A 14608-nucleotide genomic window follows, 5' to 3' on the forward strand; every position below is an offset into this window, starting at 1 on the left:
ATAGCACGTCCAAGTATGACATATCATTTTACAGGATAACTCCAGTGACAATCTTACGGTGATCCGATACATAAGCTCTGAATTTATTCTCCTGCGCTGCATCCTCGAACGATTGCTTAGCGATGAACCAGTATTCCTGTTGACCGTGGAACAGTAAGTAATAGCTTTTATTCTCCCATACCCGGGTGAAGGAGCCCCATTTCATGATGGACTGATCTACTTCCGGGCTGAAGTTGATCCCTTCTGCATCGAACAGATATTCGAATTCCTTGTTGTACCTTGTATCTGCCGACAGGATCTTTGGCAGCAGCAAGGTACGCATAACCATCGACATAGCGATCGTAAGCACAAGCGTTATCGATATCCCGAGGAGTATAATGGATTCGTTCTTAACATATAGAATCATACAAACGGCTATAAACACCGCTTGAACCCCAATGGAGAGTATAGATTTCCACGAATGGAAATATAGTGCCCGCGCAACCTTTTGAATATGTTTCCCGTAATGAAAGCTGATTTTCTCCATCTTGTCACCCTTTATCTGTTCACTTAATAACCTCTAGTAGTATAGCATTCATTACACGAAACCCATAGCGGATTAAATAGCTTGCCGCCTTCTGCAATCTACTTGGAGCTAGGCTCCACCGCCGGCACCGGTCCCAGCTTCACGAACAGCGTAGCAATCAACGCGATCAGAAATCCGGTCGTACAGGCGATCAGGAAGCCGACGAATCCGTCCCCCAGATAAGCGGGTAAAGTCGCCAAGCCCGGAAAAGCGAAAGAAATCGCCGACGAGCCGGATAAACCGACCATTCCGCCTCCGATCGCTCCCGCACAGCAGACAATGACCATCGGCTTGCGCAAGGGCAGGTTCACACCGAACATCGCGGGCTCGGTCACTCCGAACAAGGCTGAGATAGACGCGGACAAGCATAAGGTTTTGAACTTCTTGTCCTTGGCTTTGATGAACACGGCGAGTGCCGCTCCTGCCTGTGCGAAGGAGGCCGGTCCCATCAGCGCGAGGATGGTATCCGAGCCATGTACGCTGATATTGTTGATTGCCAGCGGTACCAGACTCCAGTGCAATCCGAAGATAACCATCGGCTGAATAATCGCGCCAAGCACCATTCCCGCCCCTACCGAACTGAGGTTGTATACAGAGTGGTATCCTTCAGCAAGCACGTCTCCGGCAAGTGAGCCAATTGGACCGAACACCAGCAGTGTCACGGCGGACACCGTCACAATCGAGATCAGCGGGGTAAAAAACTCCCGGATCACCTCAGGCAATATTTTAACGCAGAATCGTTCTACATACACTAAGAGGCCTACCGCAAGGATGATCGGAATGGCGCTCGCAGGATAGTTAACGGGAGTAATACTCATCCCGAGAAATTGTATGATTTCCTGGTTGTCAAACAGCGTGGTCAGGCTCGGGTACAACAGCACCCCGGCAATCACAACAGCAGTAAAGGGGTTAGCCCCGAATTTGCGGGCGGCTGTAAACGCAAGCAGCAGCGGAAGATAGTAGAACAGACTGTCCGCCATCGCATTCAGCACCGTATATGTGCCTTCTGTCTTGCTGATGATCTCCAGTGCAACCGCGCCGGCGAGTAAACCCTTCATAATGCCTGCCGCACTAAGAATATTAACGATTGGAAGAAAGATTCCGGAAATGCCGTCAATGATGACATTGACTATACTTCTCCTGACTTGCTTCACAGGTATCTCCTCATGCTTCTCTTCCATATGTTCCTCCTGAACCTATACTTACATCTTGACATAAATGACCCGTAAGAAGGGGCACTTTGTTCAAAGCTGTCCTCTTACGGGTCACCGTCAGACCGGCGTTATTGCCGGCTTTTTAGAATACTTTTGTCGTCCACGATTCGCAGTTCCAGATATCCGTCACGATATCGCGGTAAAATTCAGGTTCATGGGAAATCAGCAGGATGCTGCCTTTATAAGCTTTGAGCGCACGCTGCAGCTCTTCCTTGGCATCTACATCGAGATGGTTGGTAGGCTCATCCAGTACAAGCAGGTTGCTATCACGGTTGATCAGCTTGCACAAACGTACTTTGGCTTTCTCGCCGCCGCTTAAGACCGCAATCTTGCTCTCGATATGCTTGGTCGTCAGGCCGCATTTGGCCAGTGCCGCCCGGATTTCAAATTGGGAGTAGGACGGGAACTCGTTCCAGATCTCTTCAATACAGGTGTTGTAATTCGATTCCTTCATTTCCTGTTCGAAATAGCCGATCTCCAGCAGATCACCGAGTCTGACCGAGCCTGAAATGGCTTGAATCTGGCCGAGAATGCTGCGCAGCAGCGTAGTTTTACCGATCCCGTTCGCACCTACAAGGGCAATCTTCTGTCCCCGCTCCATGCTCAGATCAAGCGGTCTGGACAATGGGGAATCGTAGCCGATTACCAGATCCTTCGCTTCAAAAATCACCTTGCCGGAGGTCCGGCCCTGCTTGAAGTTAAATTGCGGCTTCGGCTTCTCCTTGGCAATCTCGATGACATCCATCTTATCCAGCTTCTTCTGCCGGGACATTGCCATATTCCGGGTAGCTACGCTGGCCTTATTGCGCGCAACGAAGTCCTTCAGATCGGCGATTTCCTGCTGCTGGCGTTTGAAGGCCGATTCCAGCTGCGATTTCTTCGCTTCATACACCTGCTGGAAATACTCATAATCGCCCACGTAACGCGACAACGACTGATTCTCCATATGATAGATCAGGTTGATTACGCTGTTCAGGAACGGAATGTCATGCGAAATCAGAATGAAGGCATTCTCGTAATCCAGCAAGTAACGCTTCAGCCAGTTGATATGCTGTTCATCCAGATAGTTCGTAGGCTCATCGAGCAGCAGGATGTCCGGCTTCTCCAGCAGCAGCTTAGCCAGCAGAACCTTGGTCCGTTGACCGCCGCTGAGATCGTTAACGTCTTTGTCCAGACCGATGTCGGTAAGACCCAGCCCGCGGGCCGTTTCATCGATTTTGGCATCGATCATATAGAAATCCTGGCTGGTCAGCATGTCCTGAATCGTTCCAACGTCCTCCAGCAGCTGCTCCAGCTCCTCCGGGGTGACCTCACCCATCTTGCCGTACATATCGTTCATCTCTTGTTCCATATCGAACAGATATTGGAAGGCTCCGCGCAGAACATCACGGATGGATTGTCCCTGCTGAAGTACAGCATGCTGATCCAGATAACCGGCGCGCATGCGTTTCGCCCATTCCACCTTGCCTTCGTCCGGCTGCAGCTTGCCGGTAATGATATTCATGAAGGTCGATTTACCTTCACCGTTGGCACCAATCAGACCGATATGCTCGCCCTTCAGCAGGCGGAAGGATACATCAGTGAATATGGCCCGGTCTCCGAACCCGTGACTCAGCTTTTCTACATTTAATATGCTCATGAAATTAACACCTTTTCCTTTATTCTATATTCTCGTCATATTATAAAGGCTAAAGCGCCACAACTCCAGACGGTTTGCAAAAAAAGGCGAAAAAACACTAACATGAGGTTAGTGTCTGCTTACGCTTTGACTTCCCCTGGAACATAAGCATAGTTCTTGGCTCAATCCAGGCATTGGGCGAAAAGCTCTGTTAACTGGATGCCTCTGTGCCAATCTGTCCCTCCATCTTCGATCGTCCAGCATGCCTCAAGCACGCCTCGTACCACACCCCACATCGCGATTCGGCGAGGGTCCAGGCCAAGACGGCCGGCCATAATCGCAATCCGGCCCCGAAGTGCCTGCTCGCAATCACCACCCCGATCCATATAGTTAAGCAGATACTGGACAGTATCAAAATGAACGTCACCGATGATGCCCTTGGGATCAATAACAACCCATTGCTCTTCTCCTTGGCGGAGGATGTTGTCATGATGCAGATCACCGTGCAGCAGATAATTCTCTTCCGTGGTGTTAATGAGATATACCAGACATTCTTCGGCATTTTCCACCCAACTCTCAGGCAGTGGCGCTGCAGCGTTCCCATCGTCGAATCGCTCACGGTATCGCTCTATGGCCGCGAAGTGCTGCTTCATAGACGGGTACCGGCTGCCGGCTGGTGCAGGAAGCTGAAGACGCTGAAATACTTCACAAAAGATATTCGTCGCCTTCGCATCATCCTCAATCGCAGACAACGGCGTGCCCGGGTCAGCTCCCTCCAGCAGAGCAATCCCCCAATCTTCGTCTGCTTCCAGTACACGAATCGCCCCCCGGCCCTCATAGGCACGAAGTATACTAACTTCCTTAGAAAGCTCCTCCTTCATGAAGGATAATTTTAGGACTGCCGGCTTCCCGTTACCGGACTTTGCACGGAGTACATAATTATACGATAGATTGGAAAATGGAGCTTCCGGACTAATGCCGAAGCGGTCTGCACAGTCGGTAATCAGATCAGGCAGCGCCTCCGCCCATGCTTCGCCCTGCTTACCGTAGAGTTCGTGCATTCTTTTGGTAAAAGGTTCAGGTATTACAATCATGCCGCAACGGCTCCTTTCAGTCATGTAGCCAGTCTGCTCTCCATTCCGCTTGGGTCAACTCATAATCGATAAAACTCTGCCATTCTCCAAGCTGATCTGTCCACGCATCCGTTCGTACCGCAATTTTACGGAAGCCGAGTTTCTCATATACATGCTGTGCTCTGGTGTTCTTAAGATTGGTATCGAGGATGATTGTGTGATATAACGCCGCTGATCTCCAGGATCAAACGGCCTTGCCGTTCCGGGTCCGCCCCGCTCTGCAGTTTGCTTCGTACCTCTTGTTCAGTAGTGCCTATTCCATGGGGAAAACCAGCGTGCGCCATAATCCTCCCGTCGTTCCACCAGCTGCATAACAGCTTTGCATCGCCTATAGCCGCATCCCGGATGACCAGGTTCCCTTTGTACAGATACATATCTTCCCCCTCTGTTCCTTCGGTCTGAATAATCGCAAGCTCATTATATCATGCAACCATTTCCAGATTAAGGGAGGTTTTCGTTATACATAAACTATACGGAGTTGAAGTTCACTAAGCTCTAATCAAGCGCTATGGTCATGTTCAGATACAGATACAGAAGCAGCAGCACGTAAGCAAGCGTGACTCCCCCGGCGGTATAATCCATCCGCGATAATCTTAGCTCTCTATAAGAAGTGCGGCCCCTTCCAGTCCCATAGGCTCTTGCATCGATTGTCATTGCCAGCTGCTCCGCCCGTTGAACCGTTGTTATTAGCAGGGGAACCACCAATGACAAATATGCAAATACCCGCTTATGTCCTTTGATCGCTATAATGTCATACCCTCTGGCTCTTTGCGCCAGCATAATGCGGTCCACCTCTTGAATAATTGCCGGGATGAAGCGGACTGCAATCACGAGCATCAATGCGATAGCCTCCACCGGGACTCCCCAGCGGGATAACGGCTTAAGCAGTTGTTCCAGGGCTTTTGCCAGATCCAGCGGCTTGGTCGTCAAGGTCAGCAGCGATGCAAGCGACACGAGCAAGAGAATACGCCAGACAACGAAGAGGCCCTTCTCTATTCCTGCTTCTGTCACTTTAAAGGCCGAACCCGGCCAGAGTGGCGTTCCCGGGGTAAAGAAGAGATGGTATACAAAAGTAAAGGACAGGATAAGCACAACCGGCTTTAATCCTCTAAGTAAATTCCGCAGCGGAACTCTGGACAACAGCAGCTGGCTTCCCACAAAGACAGACGCTATAGCATATCCGCCATAATTATTGAGTAAAAGAGAGCAAATTGTAAAGGTTAGCATGCTTAACAGCTTGGTACGGGGGTCTAGCCGGTGGAGTACTGAATCTGAAGGGATATACTGGCCCAGCATGATGTTATCCTTCATGATGAAGACCTCTGGACTGCCAGACGTTCCTCACAAGCTGCATAATATCTTCTTCCCTGCAACTCGCCGGTGTAAGAGTCCGTCCGGAAATCCCCTCAATGAGTCTTAAGAGCTGTACGGGCTCCGGCAAAGGCAACCCGGCTTGCTCCAACAAATCTGCACACTTCAGAAATAACTCATTTGCCTCCAAATGGGCTAATAAGTGTCCCTTCTGGAAGACCATCACCTCGTCCGAATAGTCGGCAACCTCCTCAAGCTGATGAGAGATGAGCAGTACTGTCCGGTTCTTCTCCCTCTGCCATACCTGGAGCTGCTTCAGCAGCGCTGTCCTGTGCACGGAATCAAGTCCGGCGGTGGGCTCATCCAGAATAAGGAGCTCCGGCTCCGTAATCAGCACGGAAGCGACAGCGACAAGCCGCTTAAGCCCCCCGCTAAGCTGGAACGGCTTCTCCTGGAGAAGATCCGCCGGGAGTCCCAGCTGCTCCATAACCGTCTTGACCGCTGCTTCCACTTTCCCTGGTGATTCCCCCTTCACAGTAAGAGCAAAGGCCAGCTCCCTATAAACCGTCGTTGCGAAAAGCTGCTGCTCCGGATATTGAAATACATAACCGATCTGCGGGACGGCCTTCATATTCCCTTTACTGTCCCTGGGCAGAGGTTGGCGGTCATGCGTATATTCGCCTCTGTAGAAAGGAACCAGCCCCTTCATTACTTTGGCAAAGGTGGATTTTCCTGCCCCGGTATGGCCAATTACCGAAATCCATTTCCCCTCCTGAAGCGTGCAGCTTACGGATTGAAGGATCTCTACCCCGTTCAACTTTACACTTACGTCATTTAACTCGTAGCCCATAAGGCAGACACCGTCTCCTTCCAATCCGCACGCAGGGGGGCTTTCAATCCGAGCGCTTGATGTAGTCTTACCGCAAAAGGGGGAGAGAGCTGATGCTCTGTAATGGATACGCTGCTAAACAAGGCGGAGGGTGATCCGTCAAAAGCAATTTCTCCTCTGCTCAGAAGCAGAACACGGTCAGAGGAAAGAATCTCATCCATATGATGCGTGATCTGAATAATGGTCTTACCCTGCCGGTGAAGGGAGTTCATCAGCTCGAGGATGTCTCTTCTTCCCTGCGGATCGAGCATGGAGGTCGCTTCATCAAAGATGATTATCGAAGGTTCCATTGCCACAACGGCAGCAACAGCAACCCGCTGTTTCTGGCCGCCTGACAGTTGATGCGGCATGGCTTCCGCATAATCTTCCATGTGAACTGCTTGCAGAGCCATATTCGCCCGCCCGGCCATATCAGCTCTCGGCACGCGCAGATTCTCCAGTCCGAATATCACTTCATCCAGAACAGAGGTTGTGATGAACTGATTGTCGGGATTTTGAAATACCAGTCCGGCCTGCTCCCGAATCTTCCCAAGGTCATCAGGAGTCCGTGTATTCAAATGGTCCAGCATTACTTGTCCTTCTCTTGGCTGCAGGAGCCCGTTCATTAACTTGGCGAGCGTGGACTTTCCGCTTCCGTTCCCTCCAATGATGGAGAGGAATTCACCTTGGCGGATTTCAAAGCTTAGCTGGCGAAGAACCGGATTCCTGCTCCGGTAATAATAATCGACCTGATCAAATACAAGCATCTGCCCCGCGCTCCCTCCGCTGTTTCCTTAATTCAAAAAAATCTTCCGGCGCAAAAGTAACTGTAGCAAGCGCCCGCGGCTTCTCCCAAGGTGTAATCTGCTGTCCGTTAATGCCGAACACTTGCCCCGTCAGCTCCGGGTCCTTGTGATCCAGAAGCGCACGCACGAACCGGGCCACATCTTCCGCTTCACCCAAGCTCCATGCCTCAGGAAGCGGCTCATTACGCTCTGCATATTTTTCTGTCAAATGTTGAATCACCGGCCGGGTCATATCGGTTAAGGCAGCAGGAGCAATGCCGTTAACCCTGATCCGCTTGGCCTTCAGTTCATCAGCAAGCGTCCACAGCATCCCGAGAAGTCCGGCCTTGGCCGCACTGTAATTGACCTGTCCTGCCGATCCGGCTAACCCCGCGGTTGAGGTCATCAGCAGAATATCGCCTCCGTCCCGGCTCAGATGGGCAATTGCACGCCGGATGCAGTAGAAAGCCCCATTCAAATGAACGCCGAGGACAGCCTGCCACTCCAGATCCGTCATGAACTCACATCTGCGGTCATGAAGAATGCCGGCGTTATGAATTAAAATATCCAGGGAACCCATCTTCCCGGCCACTTCGTCCATCATTGCCGTAACGGCAGCGGGATCGGCAACATTGGCACAGAATCCCTCCGCGAAGCCGCCTGTCCCCCGGATGTCCTCGACTACTTGCTTAACACTCTTGCCATTTAAACCATTAACGGCGACCTGATATCCGCAGCGTCCCAGTTCAATAGCCATGCTTCGTCCAATCCCTCTGGTTGCCCCTGTAATCAATACCGTCTTCATATATCCATGATCCCCTTTACAACGCCAAAAGAGCCTTTAGCGATGATTTCCCCTTGATCTGTCACTACCGTTACCTGGATCTGATCATGCTTCAAATCGTTATACCGGAAGCATACGGCTGAGCCTTGAACACACGGCTTCTCAAACCGCATAGTAATGGACTGAATCCAATGGGAGAGGTGTTCTTTCATATATAAAGACTGCGCCAGCCCCATGATATACATTCCATGGGCAATGGGAGCCTCGTAACCCGCTTCTCTTGCGGCTGCGGCATTCAGATGAATCGCTGCCTCATCCTTGGTGACAGCAGCATATTGCCGGATATCACCCTCAGAGATCCTGATTCTCATATCATTCACCTCTCCCGATCAAGACGGTTTCTGCTACAGCGATGGGGCTGCCCCGGTGACAGCAGAATAGAGAATGGGTATAGAAAGTCAGCACGCCGCTCCGGCCGTTTTTGTGCTCTACAGCAAGTAAGGTTAGTTCGCAATTCAGATTCATACCCGCCATCAGCGGAGCATGATAAGTAAACTGCTGCGTTCCGTGAATCATTGCCGCTTTCATGGGAAGCCAGGGGACATCTGCTGTCTTCCAGAATGTGACCGGCATAGTCGAAGGAGCAACGGCTGCTCCTCCTATTCTCTGTAGGGGCGAAGCTATGCTGTGTGCATACTGCACGATATTATCCGTCGTGAGCTGAACCTGAAAGCGGATCTTGTTCATATAACCGCCTCCACCAGAACGGCCAGCCCCATCCCGCCGCCAATGCCAAGTGTAGCTATCCCCCGTTTGTAGGGGGTTTGCAGCATCTCCGAATATAGACGCGTCATAAGGATCGCACCGGATGCGCCGTAAGGATGACCCAGAGCTAATGCGCCTCCACCGGGATTAACCTTATCCGCTGGAAGCTGAAGCTCCTGCAGTGATGCCAATACCTGAGCGGCAAAAGCTTCATTAAATTCAACGATATCCACATCCCCGATGGTCAGACCCTGGCGGCATAACAGTTTCCGGACTGCCGGAACCGGTCCGATCCCCGGATAACGGGGGTCCACTCCGGCAGCCTGAGAGTCAACAAAACGGAGGATGGGCGTCAGGTTAAGCTGTTCACACTTGTCACGCGACATGATGAGCGCCAGAGCGGCACCGTCATTAATAGGACAGGCATTCCCGGCAGTCACAGTGCCATTCTCCGCAAATACAGGCGGCAGGCTGCGCAGCTTCCCCAGGCTTGTATCCGGTCTCGGACATTCATCCTCTGCAATCCGTAATCCGTTGACTTGCAACGGTACAAGCTCCGGTACATATCTGCCTGTACTTTGAGCCCGGACGGCTTTAAGGTGGCTCTCCAGCGTATACAGATCCTGCGCTTCACGGGTAATCCCGTATTTGGACGCCACATTCTCTGCAGCAAGCCCCATGTCAGGATCTCCGTAAGCAATGGGTGTAAACGGTGCGCGTGTATATAAGGTTGGCGTCCCCGCCAGCGTGCCGGGTCTGAACATTCGCCAAGGCGCCCGGCTTACACTTTCGGCTCCGCCTGCCAGGAATATCTCTCCGGCACCGCTCTGAACGAGGCGGGCCGCCATGATGATGGCTTCAAGCCCTGAACCGCATTGACGGTCGACTGTGACTCCCGGTACCGTAACAGGCAATCCTGCTTCAAGCACAGACTTACGGGCAATATTCCCGCCAGGTCCCACTACATTGCCGATGATGACATCATCAATCCATTCCGGCGGCAGCTGTGCTTCAGTAACGAGGAGGCGAATCAGCGGGGCAAGCAGCTGCTCCGGTTCAAGCGAGCTTAGCTGTCCACCGATTTTGCCGACAGGTGTACGCCTGGCCATAACCAGCACGGCCTCTTTGATTTCTCTCATCTCAACCCTTCTCTCACATTGTCCATCATCCGCTGGCGTGCGATTTTTCCGCTGCTGGTATAGATGAACTGTTCCACAGGAACGAGCTGCCTGGGCACCTTATAGCCTGCAAGATATGGACGGCAGTAATCCCTGATCTGCTCCAGACTGAGCTGCTGTTCTCCGCTCCACTCAATCAATGCCGTTATCTGCTCTCCCCACCGCTCATCCGGCTTGCCGAATACCATAACCTCGCGGACCGCCGGAATACGTCGCAGCACAGTCTCCACTTCTTCGGGAAACACCTTGAGTCCCCCGCTCTTGATCATGCTGCCGGCGCGGCCGGCCAGGTGCAGATCCCCTTCATCATCCAGGAGCACGTAATCCCCCGTACGCAGCCAGCCCCCGCGAAATACGCGTGCCGTCTCTTCCGGCAGCAGGTGATACCCGGTGAACATCATTTCGCTCCGGATATACAGCTCACCAATCGCACCCGGGGGCAGCTCACGAAACTGCGCATCGCGGATGGAAATATGCACGCCGTCGAACGGTTTACCTAAGGAATCTGCCTCCTCCTCCCCGGTTATTTCAAGATAGCTGATGTAGCTGGCCTCCGAGGAGCCGTAGTACTCATAAAGCTTCGTCTCCTGGAATAACTCATGGCATCTTTGTTTCAACGTCACTGGCCACTTGCCCCCAGAGCTGATTATGGCCTGTATTGATACCGGGGCCGTGGTTGCAGCGGCCTGCCGGACCAATGCGTCAATCATCGCAGGCACAACAAACAGGACCATATCAGGTTCATGGGAGCAGAGATTCAATACGCTCACAGCATCGAATACGGGCAGCAGATGAAAAGTCGCCAGACTATACAGGGATTGCATCATGGCAAACAGCGACAGGGAATGCACGAACGGCCCGGGTGCAAGTACGTGCTTCATACTATTCAGCCTGAATGCTTTCTCCGTCGCCTCAAAGCTTGTTAACCAGGACATGTGAGTCCGCATGTACCCTTTGGGGAGACCGGTTGTGCCTGATGTATACCCGATGAACAGCAATTCCGGGTTCTCCTCTGCAGCGGCATCCGGCGCGAAGGCAGACAGCCAAGAGCTATAGCTGCCGATGCTCTGCTCCCCGCCGAAGTATAGCTGCGGAATTTCTTTATAACGTGCTGTGAAATCAGCCGCAAAACGCGCTTCACCAACAATCAGTCCGGGCTCACACTGCCGGATAACCTTATCCATCTCCTCCGGATGCCATTTGGGGTCCAGCAGCACGGGAACACATCCCGCATAGATGGCGCCGAGAACAAACTCGGCGAACTCCATACGGTTACCGGATACAATAGCAATATTCCGCTTGATGTGTCCGCCATGCCGCAAACCGTTTGCAACCTGTTGTACCAGCCTCATCAGCTGGGCGTAGGAGCGTTCTTCCCGGCCGTCTGAGATCGCAATGCGGGAAGGGGCAGCCTGTCCACGTTCTAAAATGTGCTGTACAAGGTTCATGGGTATGCTCACACCCCCGCTTGATCTTCAATGGGGCTGATTTCTTTCAGCTGCATCGTTATGACGGCCGCAATAACCGCTTTGATCATGTCTCCGGGAAGAAAGGCCAAAGCCCCAATCAGTCCGGTCCAGACCGGTGTATCTGTAATTAAGGCCATGACGGGTGCGCCAATCAGATTCACCAGCAATACGCCAAAGATCAGGTTGACGGCTATCAGTTTCCAGATGCGGACCCTGCGCCAGATTTTCTCGGAGCACCAGCCGATGAAGCCTGCCGCGACCAGCCAGCTGAATATGTATCCGGAAGACGGTCCAACGAGCAACGCCAGTCCGCCGCGCCCGCCGGTCAGTACCGGCAATCCGAGGGCTATGAGAATGATAAAAACAACCAGGCTGAGGGTACCCATCCGCCTGCCCAGAAAACAGCCGGCCAGCATGACCCCAAGCGTCTGAGCAGTGACCGGAACAGGAATGAAGCCAAGGGGCAGGGGCGGAATCATACCGAGCACCGCGATGAGTGCAGCGAATAATGCGGCATATACAAGTTCTTTTGTCTTCAAGATATTGACCTCCATTGGATAAAATAAAGGTTGTGCTCTGGTTAAAGAATACAGCCAGTACGCTGAATTATAATGGAGACCCTCTCTATTGTAAACCAATTTAATTTATTTGGTTCACAATATAGCGAAAATAACACCTTCGTTTTCCTATTGTTATCTAAGCATGTTAATATAATCGAATAGGATTGATCGGATCGTAATATTTCTGGAGGGTTATTTTCATGACAGTTAAAGAACAAATTCTATCCTTGCTGGGCAGCAACAAAGGCGGTTATATATCCGGCGAGGAGATCGCAGGGCAGTTATCCGTAACACGCAGCGCAGTCTGGAAAGCCATCAAGTCGCTGCAGACAGACGGTTACTCCATACAGGCTGTAACCAATAAAGGGTATTCCTTATCCCCACTAACGGATATTTTATCTGCCGGTGCCATTTCGAAACACCTGAAACCACAGGGTCAACAGCTGCGCCTTGAGGTTTACAAGACTATACCTTCAACGAACGAAGCAGTAAAAATCCTGGCCGCAACTGGAGAGGCTGAAGGGAAAGTGATCCTCTCGGAAGAGCAGACTGCCGGCCGCGGAAGAAATGGCCGGCCCTTCTTTTCACCGCGGGGAACGGGCATCTACATGAGCATCCTGCTGCGCCCCAAGCTATCTGCGGCAGAATCCATTCTTCTGACGACCTCCGCAGCCGCCGCCGTTGCCCTGGCCATCGAGAGCGTATCCGGTAAAGACACGCAGATTAAGTGGGTCAATGACGTATTCATGGACGGCAAAAAGGTGTGCGGAATTCTCACCGAAGCTTCCTTATCATTGGAGAATGGCTTGCTGGATTACGCCGTTCTCGGCATTGGCATCAATGTAACCCTACCGGCGGCCGGCTTTCCTGACGGGCTTGGCGGGATTGCAACGTCTGTATTTTCCGAAAGCAATCATTATGATGATCTCCGCTGCCGGCTCGCGGCAGAAGTGCTGAATCATTTCATGGAATACTATGCGCATTTAACGGACAGACCGTTTCTCTCCGAATATAGACAACGAATCCTTTCCCTTGGTAAGCCTGTAACGGTGATGAAGGATAACAAACAACGCGGGGCGACAGCTATTGACATTGATAACGACTGCCGTCTGAAGGTCAGATATGAGAATGGTGACGAGGAGTATCTTTCAAGCGGAGAAGTCAGCATTACCATCTAGCCGCTGGCTGTATCAAATCCATACCGCAAAAGCGTAAAAGTGCAGATAGAACAAAGACAGATTCAGCAGCAGTCCAAGTATAGACAATTTGTTTCTAGAGAAAATCCCCAGCACACTGATGCAAATGGCGAACAGCAGGAAGAAGTATACTAGATAGATTAGAAAGTCTGCGTTAAGCGCCAAGACTTCCGAACCTGAATTATTTAGCCAGATTTCGTCGTACAGGCTCTTGTTCTTGCTGATTGTATAGATCAAGAGACCACTGATACAAACCGAAGACAACAACACAGGGATAGCAGTCAAGCCTCTGATGCTCTTCTTGTGTCTTCCCGAAGTCACTGACCATACACCATATACAACGAACACTACGGCAAGACAGACCAAGTACAGCTGATAGAAATATAACCCTTCTTCCCGGTCCCCGGTTCCGCCGCCATCCGGCCCTGAAGCGTATAAGAGCAGATTAGTAATGACCAGAATGAAATTCAGGATTGCGTATTTGATTGTGCTGGTTCCTATTCCCGCAAATTTGTTCATGATTACGCCCTTTCTTGCGATCGTAACTTTTACTGCATATCTATAATTCTCGGATTCCCTAAAATAAACCAATAATTCACTTCGTCGTACCCTATAATATCAGCTGTTACATTTAGACCTTTATGTATGTTCCGGTTCTTATAGTTTGTCTGAACGCCCAGCCTTCCTCATCCACTTCGAAATACCATCTTTCCTTACCGCTATGATCAAGCAGATATATCATTTGAGTTCTTCCCCCTTAAATAGTATGCGCAGATTAATCTTTAGGAGCAGCGTGGAGTGAATAGCGGATAATAGTTGTATTTTGTGCAATTAAAAGGCGGCGAAAAACCGCATGTCTAGGAATAACTGCATTCTGTACAATTAAAAATAGGGAAATTGTTCTTTTACAGCAAAGAAGCCATTTATAAGTGTACAAAGTGCAATTAAAACTGTTCCTGCGCAGGAATGAAGCATTATAGTTGTACAAATTACAGTTATAACATGAGCGGTAGTCCCGTAGGAGATAACCCATAACCTGCAATTCGGGCAAGACGTGCTGCGAATCCGGAAGTTCTCCAGTTCAAGCTAAATAGTTAAATATAGAATAAACTTCAACATTTGATCCATCATTTCCTGCCAAAAGCACAAAAGACGCTAACCC

Annotated in this window: 17 protein-coding genes; 1 reads left to right on the top strand and 16 read right to left on the bottom strand. The window is 51.1% G+C overall.

Translation table 11 applies throughout. The annotated features are described in order from the left end of the window. Window positions 1-28: 28 nt before the first annotated feature. The 15 genes from GC101_RS04090 to GC101_RS04155 all read right to left on the bottom strand — a co-directional run bounded on the left by GC101_RS04090 (window position 29) and on the right by GC101_RS04155 (window position 12229). Entirely contained in the window at window positions 29-526 is a 498-nt protein-coding gene (locus GC101_RS04090; RefSeq protein ID WP_171716172.1) for a YcxB family protein, read from the bottom strand. Window positions 527-624: 98 nt separating this feature from the next. Continuing rightward, window positions 625-1746 carry a PTS transporter subunit EIIC gene (locus GC101_RS04095; RefSeq protein ID WP_171716173.1) on the bottom strand — a complete coding sequence of 374 codons (1122 nt, stop codon included), beginning with the start codon at window positions 1744-1746 and terminating at the stop codon, window positions 625-627. Window positions 1747-1861: 115 nt separating this feature from the next. Continuing rightward, a complete protein-coding gene (locus GC101_RS04100) occupies window positions 1862-3418 on the bottom strand; it encodes an ABC-F family ATP-binding cassette domain-containing protein (RefSeq protein ID WP_042138297.1) in 1557 nt (518 codons plus the stop codon). Window positions 3419-3579: 161 nt separating this feature from the next. Continuing rightward, a complete protein-coding gene (locus tag GC101_RS04105; RefSeq protein ID WP_171716174.1) occupies window positions 3580-4491 on the bottom strand; it encodes an aminoglycoside phosphotransferase family protein in 912 nt (303 codons plus the stop codon). A 16-nt stretch (window positions 4492-4507) separates the two neighbouring features. After that, window positions 4508-4684, bottom strand: coding sequence for a GNAT family N-acetyltransferase (locus GC101_RS36890; RefSeq protein ID WP_425497134.1), 177 nt, complete (start codon window positions 4682-4684; stop codon window positions 4508-4510). Continuing rightward, window positions 4662-4904, bottom strand: a complete 243-nt coding sequence (locus GC101_RS35695; RefSeq protein ID WP_216626437.1) for a hypothetical protein — start codon at window positions 4902-4904, stop codon at window positions 4662-4664. The genes GC101_RS36890 and GC101_RS35695 overlap by 23 nt, the downstream gene beginning before the upstream one ends. A 121-nt stretch (window positions 4905-5025) precedes the next feature. Beyond that, a complete protein-coding gene (locus GC101_RS04115) occupies window positions 5026-5841 on the bottom strand; it encodes an energy-coupling factor transporter transmembrane component T family protein (RefSeq protein WP_171716175.1) in 816 nt (271 codons plus the stop codon). Then, on the bottom strand, window positions 5831-6691 hold the full coding sequence (locus GC101_RS04120; RefSeq protein ID WP_171716176.1) for an ATP-binding cassette domain-containing protein: 861 nt from the start codon (window positions 6689-6691) through the stop codon (window positions 5831-5833). The genes GC101_RS04115 and GC101_RS04120 overlap by 11 nt, the downstream gene beginning before the upstream one ends. Beyond that, window positions 6676-7476, bottom strand: coding sequence for an energy-coupling factor transporter ATPase (locus GC101_RS04125; RefSeq protein WP_171716177.1), 801 nt, complete (start codon window positions 7474-7476; stop codon window positions 6676-6678). The genes GC101_RS04120 and GC101_RS04125 overlap by 16 nt, the downstream gene beginning before the upstream one ends. Then, on the bottom strand, window positions 7463-8299 hold the full coding sequence (locus GC101_RS04130; RefSeq protein WP_171716178.1) for an SDR family NAD(P)-dependent oxidoreductase: 837 nt from the start codon (window positions 8297-8299) through the stop codon (window positions 7463-7465). Before GC101_RS04130 ends, GC101_RS04125 begins: the two co-directional genes overlap by 14 nt. After that, complete coding sequence (locus GC101_RS04135) at window positions 8296-8649, bottom strand: MaoC/PaaZ C-terminal domain-containing protein (protein WP_171716179.1); 354 nt, start codon at window positions 8647-8649, stop codon at window positions 8296-8298. Before GC101_RS04135 ends, GC101_RS04130 begins: the two co-directional genes overlap by 4 nt. 1 nt (window position 8650) lies before the next feature. Further along, window positions 8651-9025, bottom strand: coding sequence for an FAS1-like dehydratase domain-containing protein (locus tag GC101_RS04140; protein WP_171716180.1), 375 nt, complete (start codon window positions 9023-9025; stop codon window positions 8651-8653). Further along, a complete protein-coding gene (locus GC101_RS04145; protein WP_343049585.1) occupies window positions 9022-10173 on the bottom strand; it encodes a thiolase family protein in 1152 nt (383 codons plus the stop codon). Before GC101_RS04145 ends, GC101_RS04140 begins: the two co-directional genes overlap by 4 nt. A gap of 5 nt (window positions 10174-10178) precedes the next feature. Then, window positions 10179-11669 (bottom strand): class I adenylate-forming enzyme family protein, encoded by a 1491-nt coding sequence (locus GC101_RS04150; RefSeq protein WP_171716182.1) that lies wholly within the window; start codon window positions 11667-11669, stop codon window positions 10179-10181. A gap of 8 nt (window positions 11670-11677) precedes the next feature. Beyond that, complete coding sequence (locus GC101_RS04155) at window positions 11678-12229, bottom strand: biotin transporter BioY (RefSeq protein ID WP_171716183.1); 552 nt, start codon at window positions 12227-12229, stop codon at window positions 11678-11680. 221 nt (window positions 12230-12450) lie between these two features. On the opposite strand from GC101_RS04155, the gene GC101_RS04160 reads away from it, so the two are divergent. Further along, entirely contained in the window at window positions 12451-13428 is a 978-nt protein-coding gene (locus tag GC101_RS04160) for a biotin--[acetyl-CoA-carboxylase] ligase (RefSeq protein WP_171716184.1), read from the top strand. Window positions 13429-13440: 12 nt separating this feature from the next. Here GC101_RS04160 and GC101_RS04165 read toward each other — a convergent pair whose 3' ends face one another. Then, complete coding sequence (locus tag GC101_RS04165) at window positions 13441-13965, bottom strand: hypothetical protein (RefSeq protein ID WP_171716185.1); 525 nt, start codon at window positions 13963-13965, stop codon at window positions 13441-13443. Window positions 13966-14608: the final 643 nt, after the last annotated feature.

Source organism: Paenibacillus phytohabitans, assembly GCF_013141775.1.
In the GTDB taxonomy this organism is placed as follows: Bacteria; Bacillota; Bacilli; order Paenibacillales; family Paenibacillaceae; genus Paenibacillus_AQ; species Paenibacillus_AQ phytohabitans.

Excerpts from the sequence above, each read along its gene's own strand:
- GC101_RS04150 (WP_171716182.1), bottom strand. The coding sequence starts at position 11,669 with ATGAACCTTGTACAGCACATTTTAGAACGTGGACAGGCTGCCCCTTCC.
- GC101_RS04140 (WP_171716180.1), bottom strand. The coding sequence starts at position 9,025 with ATGAACAAGATCCGCTTTCAGGTTCAGCTCACGACGGATAATATCGTG.
- GC101_RS04135 (WP_171716179.1), bottom strand. The coding sequence starts at position 8,649 with ATGAGAATCAGGATCTCTGAGGGTGATATCCGGCAATATGCTGCTGTC.
- GC101_RS04095 (WP_171716173.1), bottom strand. The coding sequence starts at position 1,746 with ATGGAAGAGAAGCATGAGGAGATACCTGTGAAGCAAGTCAGGAGAAGT.
- GC101_RS04160 (WP_171716184.1), top strand. The coding sequence starts at position 12,451 with ATGACAGTTAAAGAACAAATTCTATCCTTGCTGGGCAGCAACAAAGGC.
- GC101_RS04115 (WP_171716175.1), bottom strand. The coding sequence starts at position 5,841 with ATGAAGGATAACATCATGCTGGGCCAGTATATCCCTTCAGATTCAGTA.
- GC101_RS04130 (WP_171716178.1), bottom strand. The coding sequence starts at position 8,299 with ATGAAGACGGTATTGATTACAGGGGCAACCAGAGGGATTGGACGAAGC.
- GC101_RS04105 (WP_171716174.1), bottom strand. The coding sequence starts at position 4,491 with ATGATTGTAATACCTGAACCTTTTACCAAAAGAATGCACGAACTCTAC.
- GC101_RS04125 (WP_171716177.1), bottom strand. The coding sequence starts at position 7,476 with ATGCTTGTATTTGATCAGGTCGATTATTATTACCGGAGCAGGAATCCG.
- GC101_RS35695 (WP_216626437.1), bottom strand. The coding sequence starts at position 4,904 with ATGTATCTGTACAAAGGGAACCTGGTCATCCGGGATGCGGCTATAGGC.
- GC101_RS04165 (WP_171716185.1), bottom strand. The coding sequence starts at position 13,965 with ATGAACAAATTTGCGGGAATAGGAACCAGCACAATCAAATACGCAATC.
- GC101_RS04100 (WP_042138297.1), bottom strand. The coding sequence starts at position 3,418 with ATGAGCATATTAAATGTAGAAAAGCTGAGTCACGGGTTCGGAGACCGG.
- GC101_RS04090 (WP_171716172.1), bottom strand. The coding sequence starts at position 526 with ATGGAGAAAATCAGCTTTCATTACGGGAAACATATTCAAAAGGTTGCG.
- GC101_RS04120 (WP_171716176.1), bottom strand. The coding sequence starts at position 6,691 with ATGGGCTACGAGTTAAATGACGTAAGTGTAAAGTTGAACGGGGTAGAG.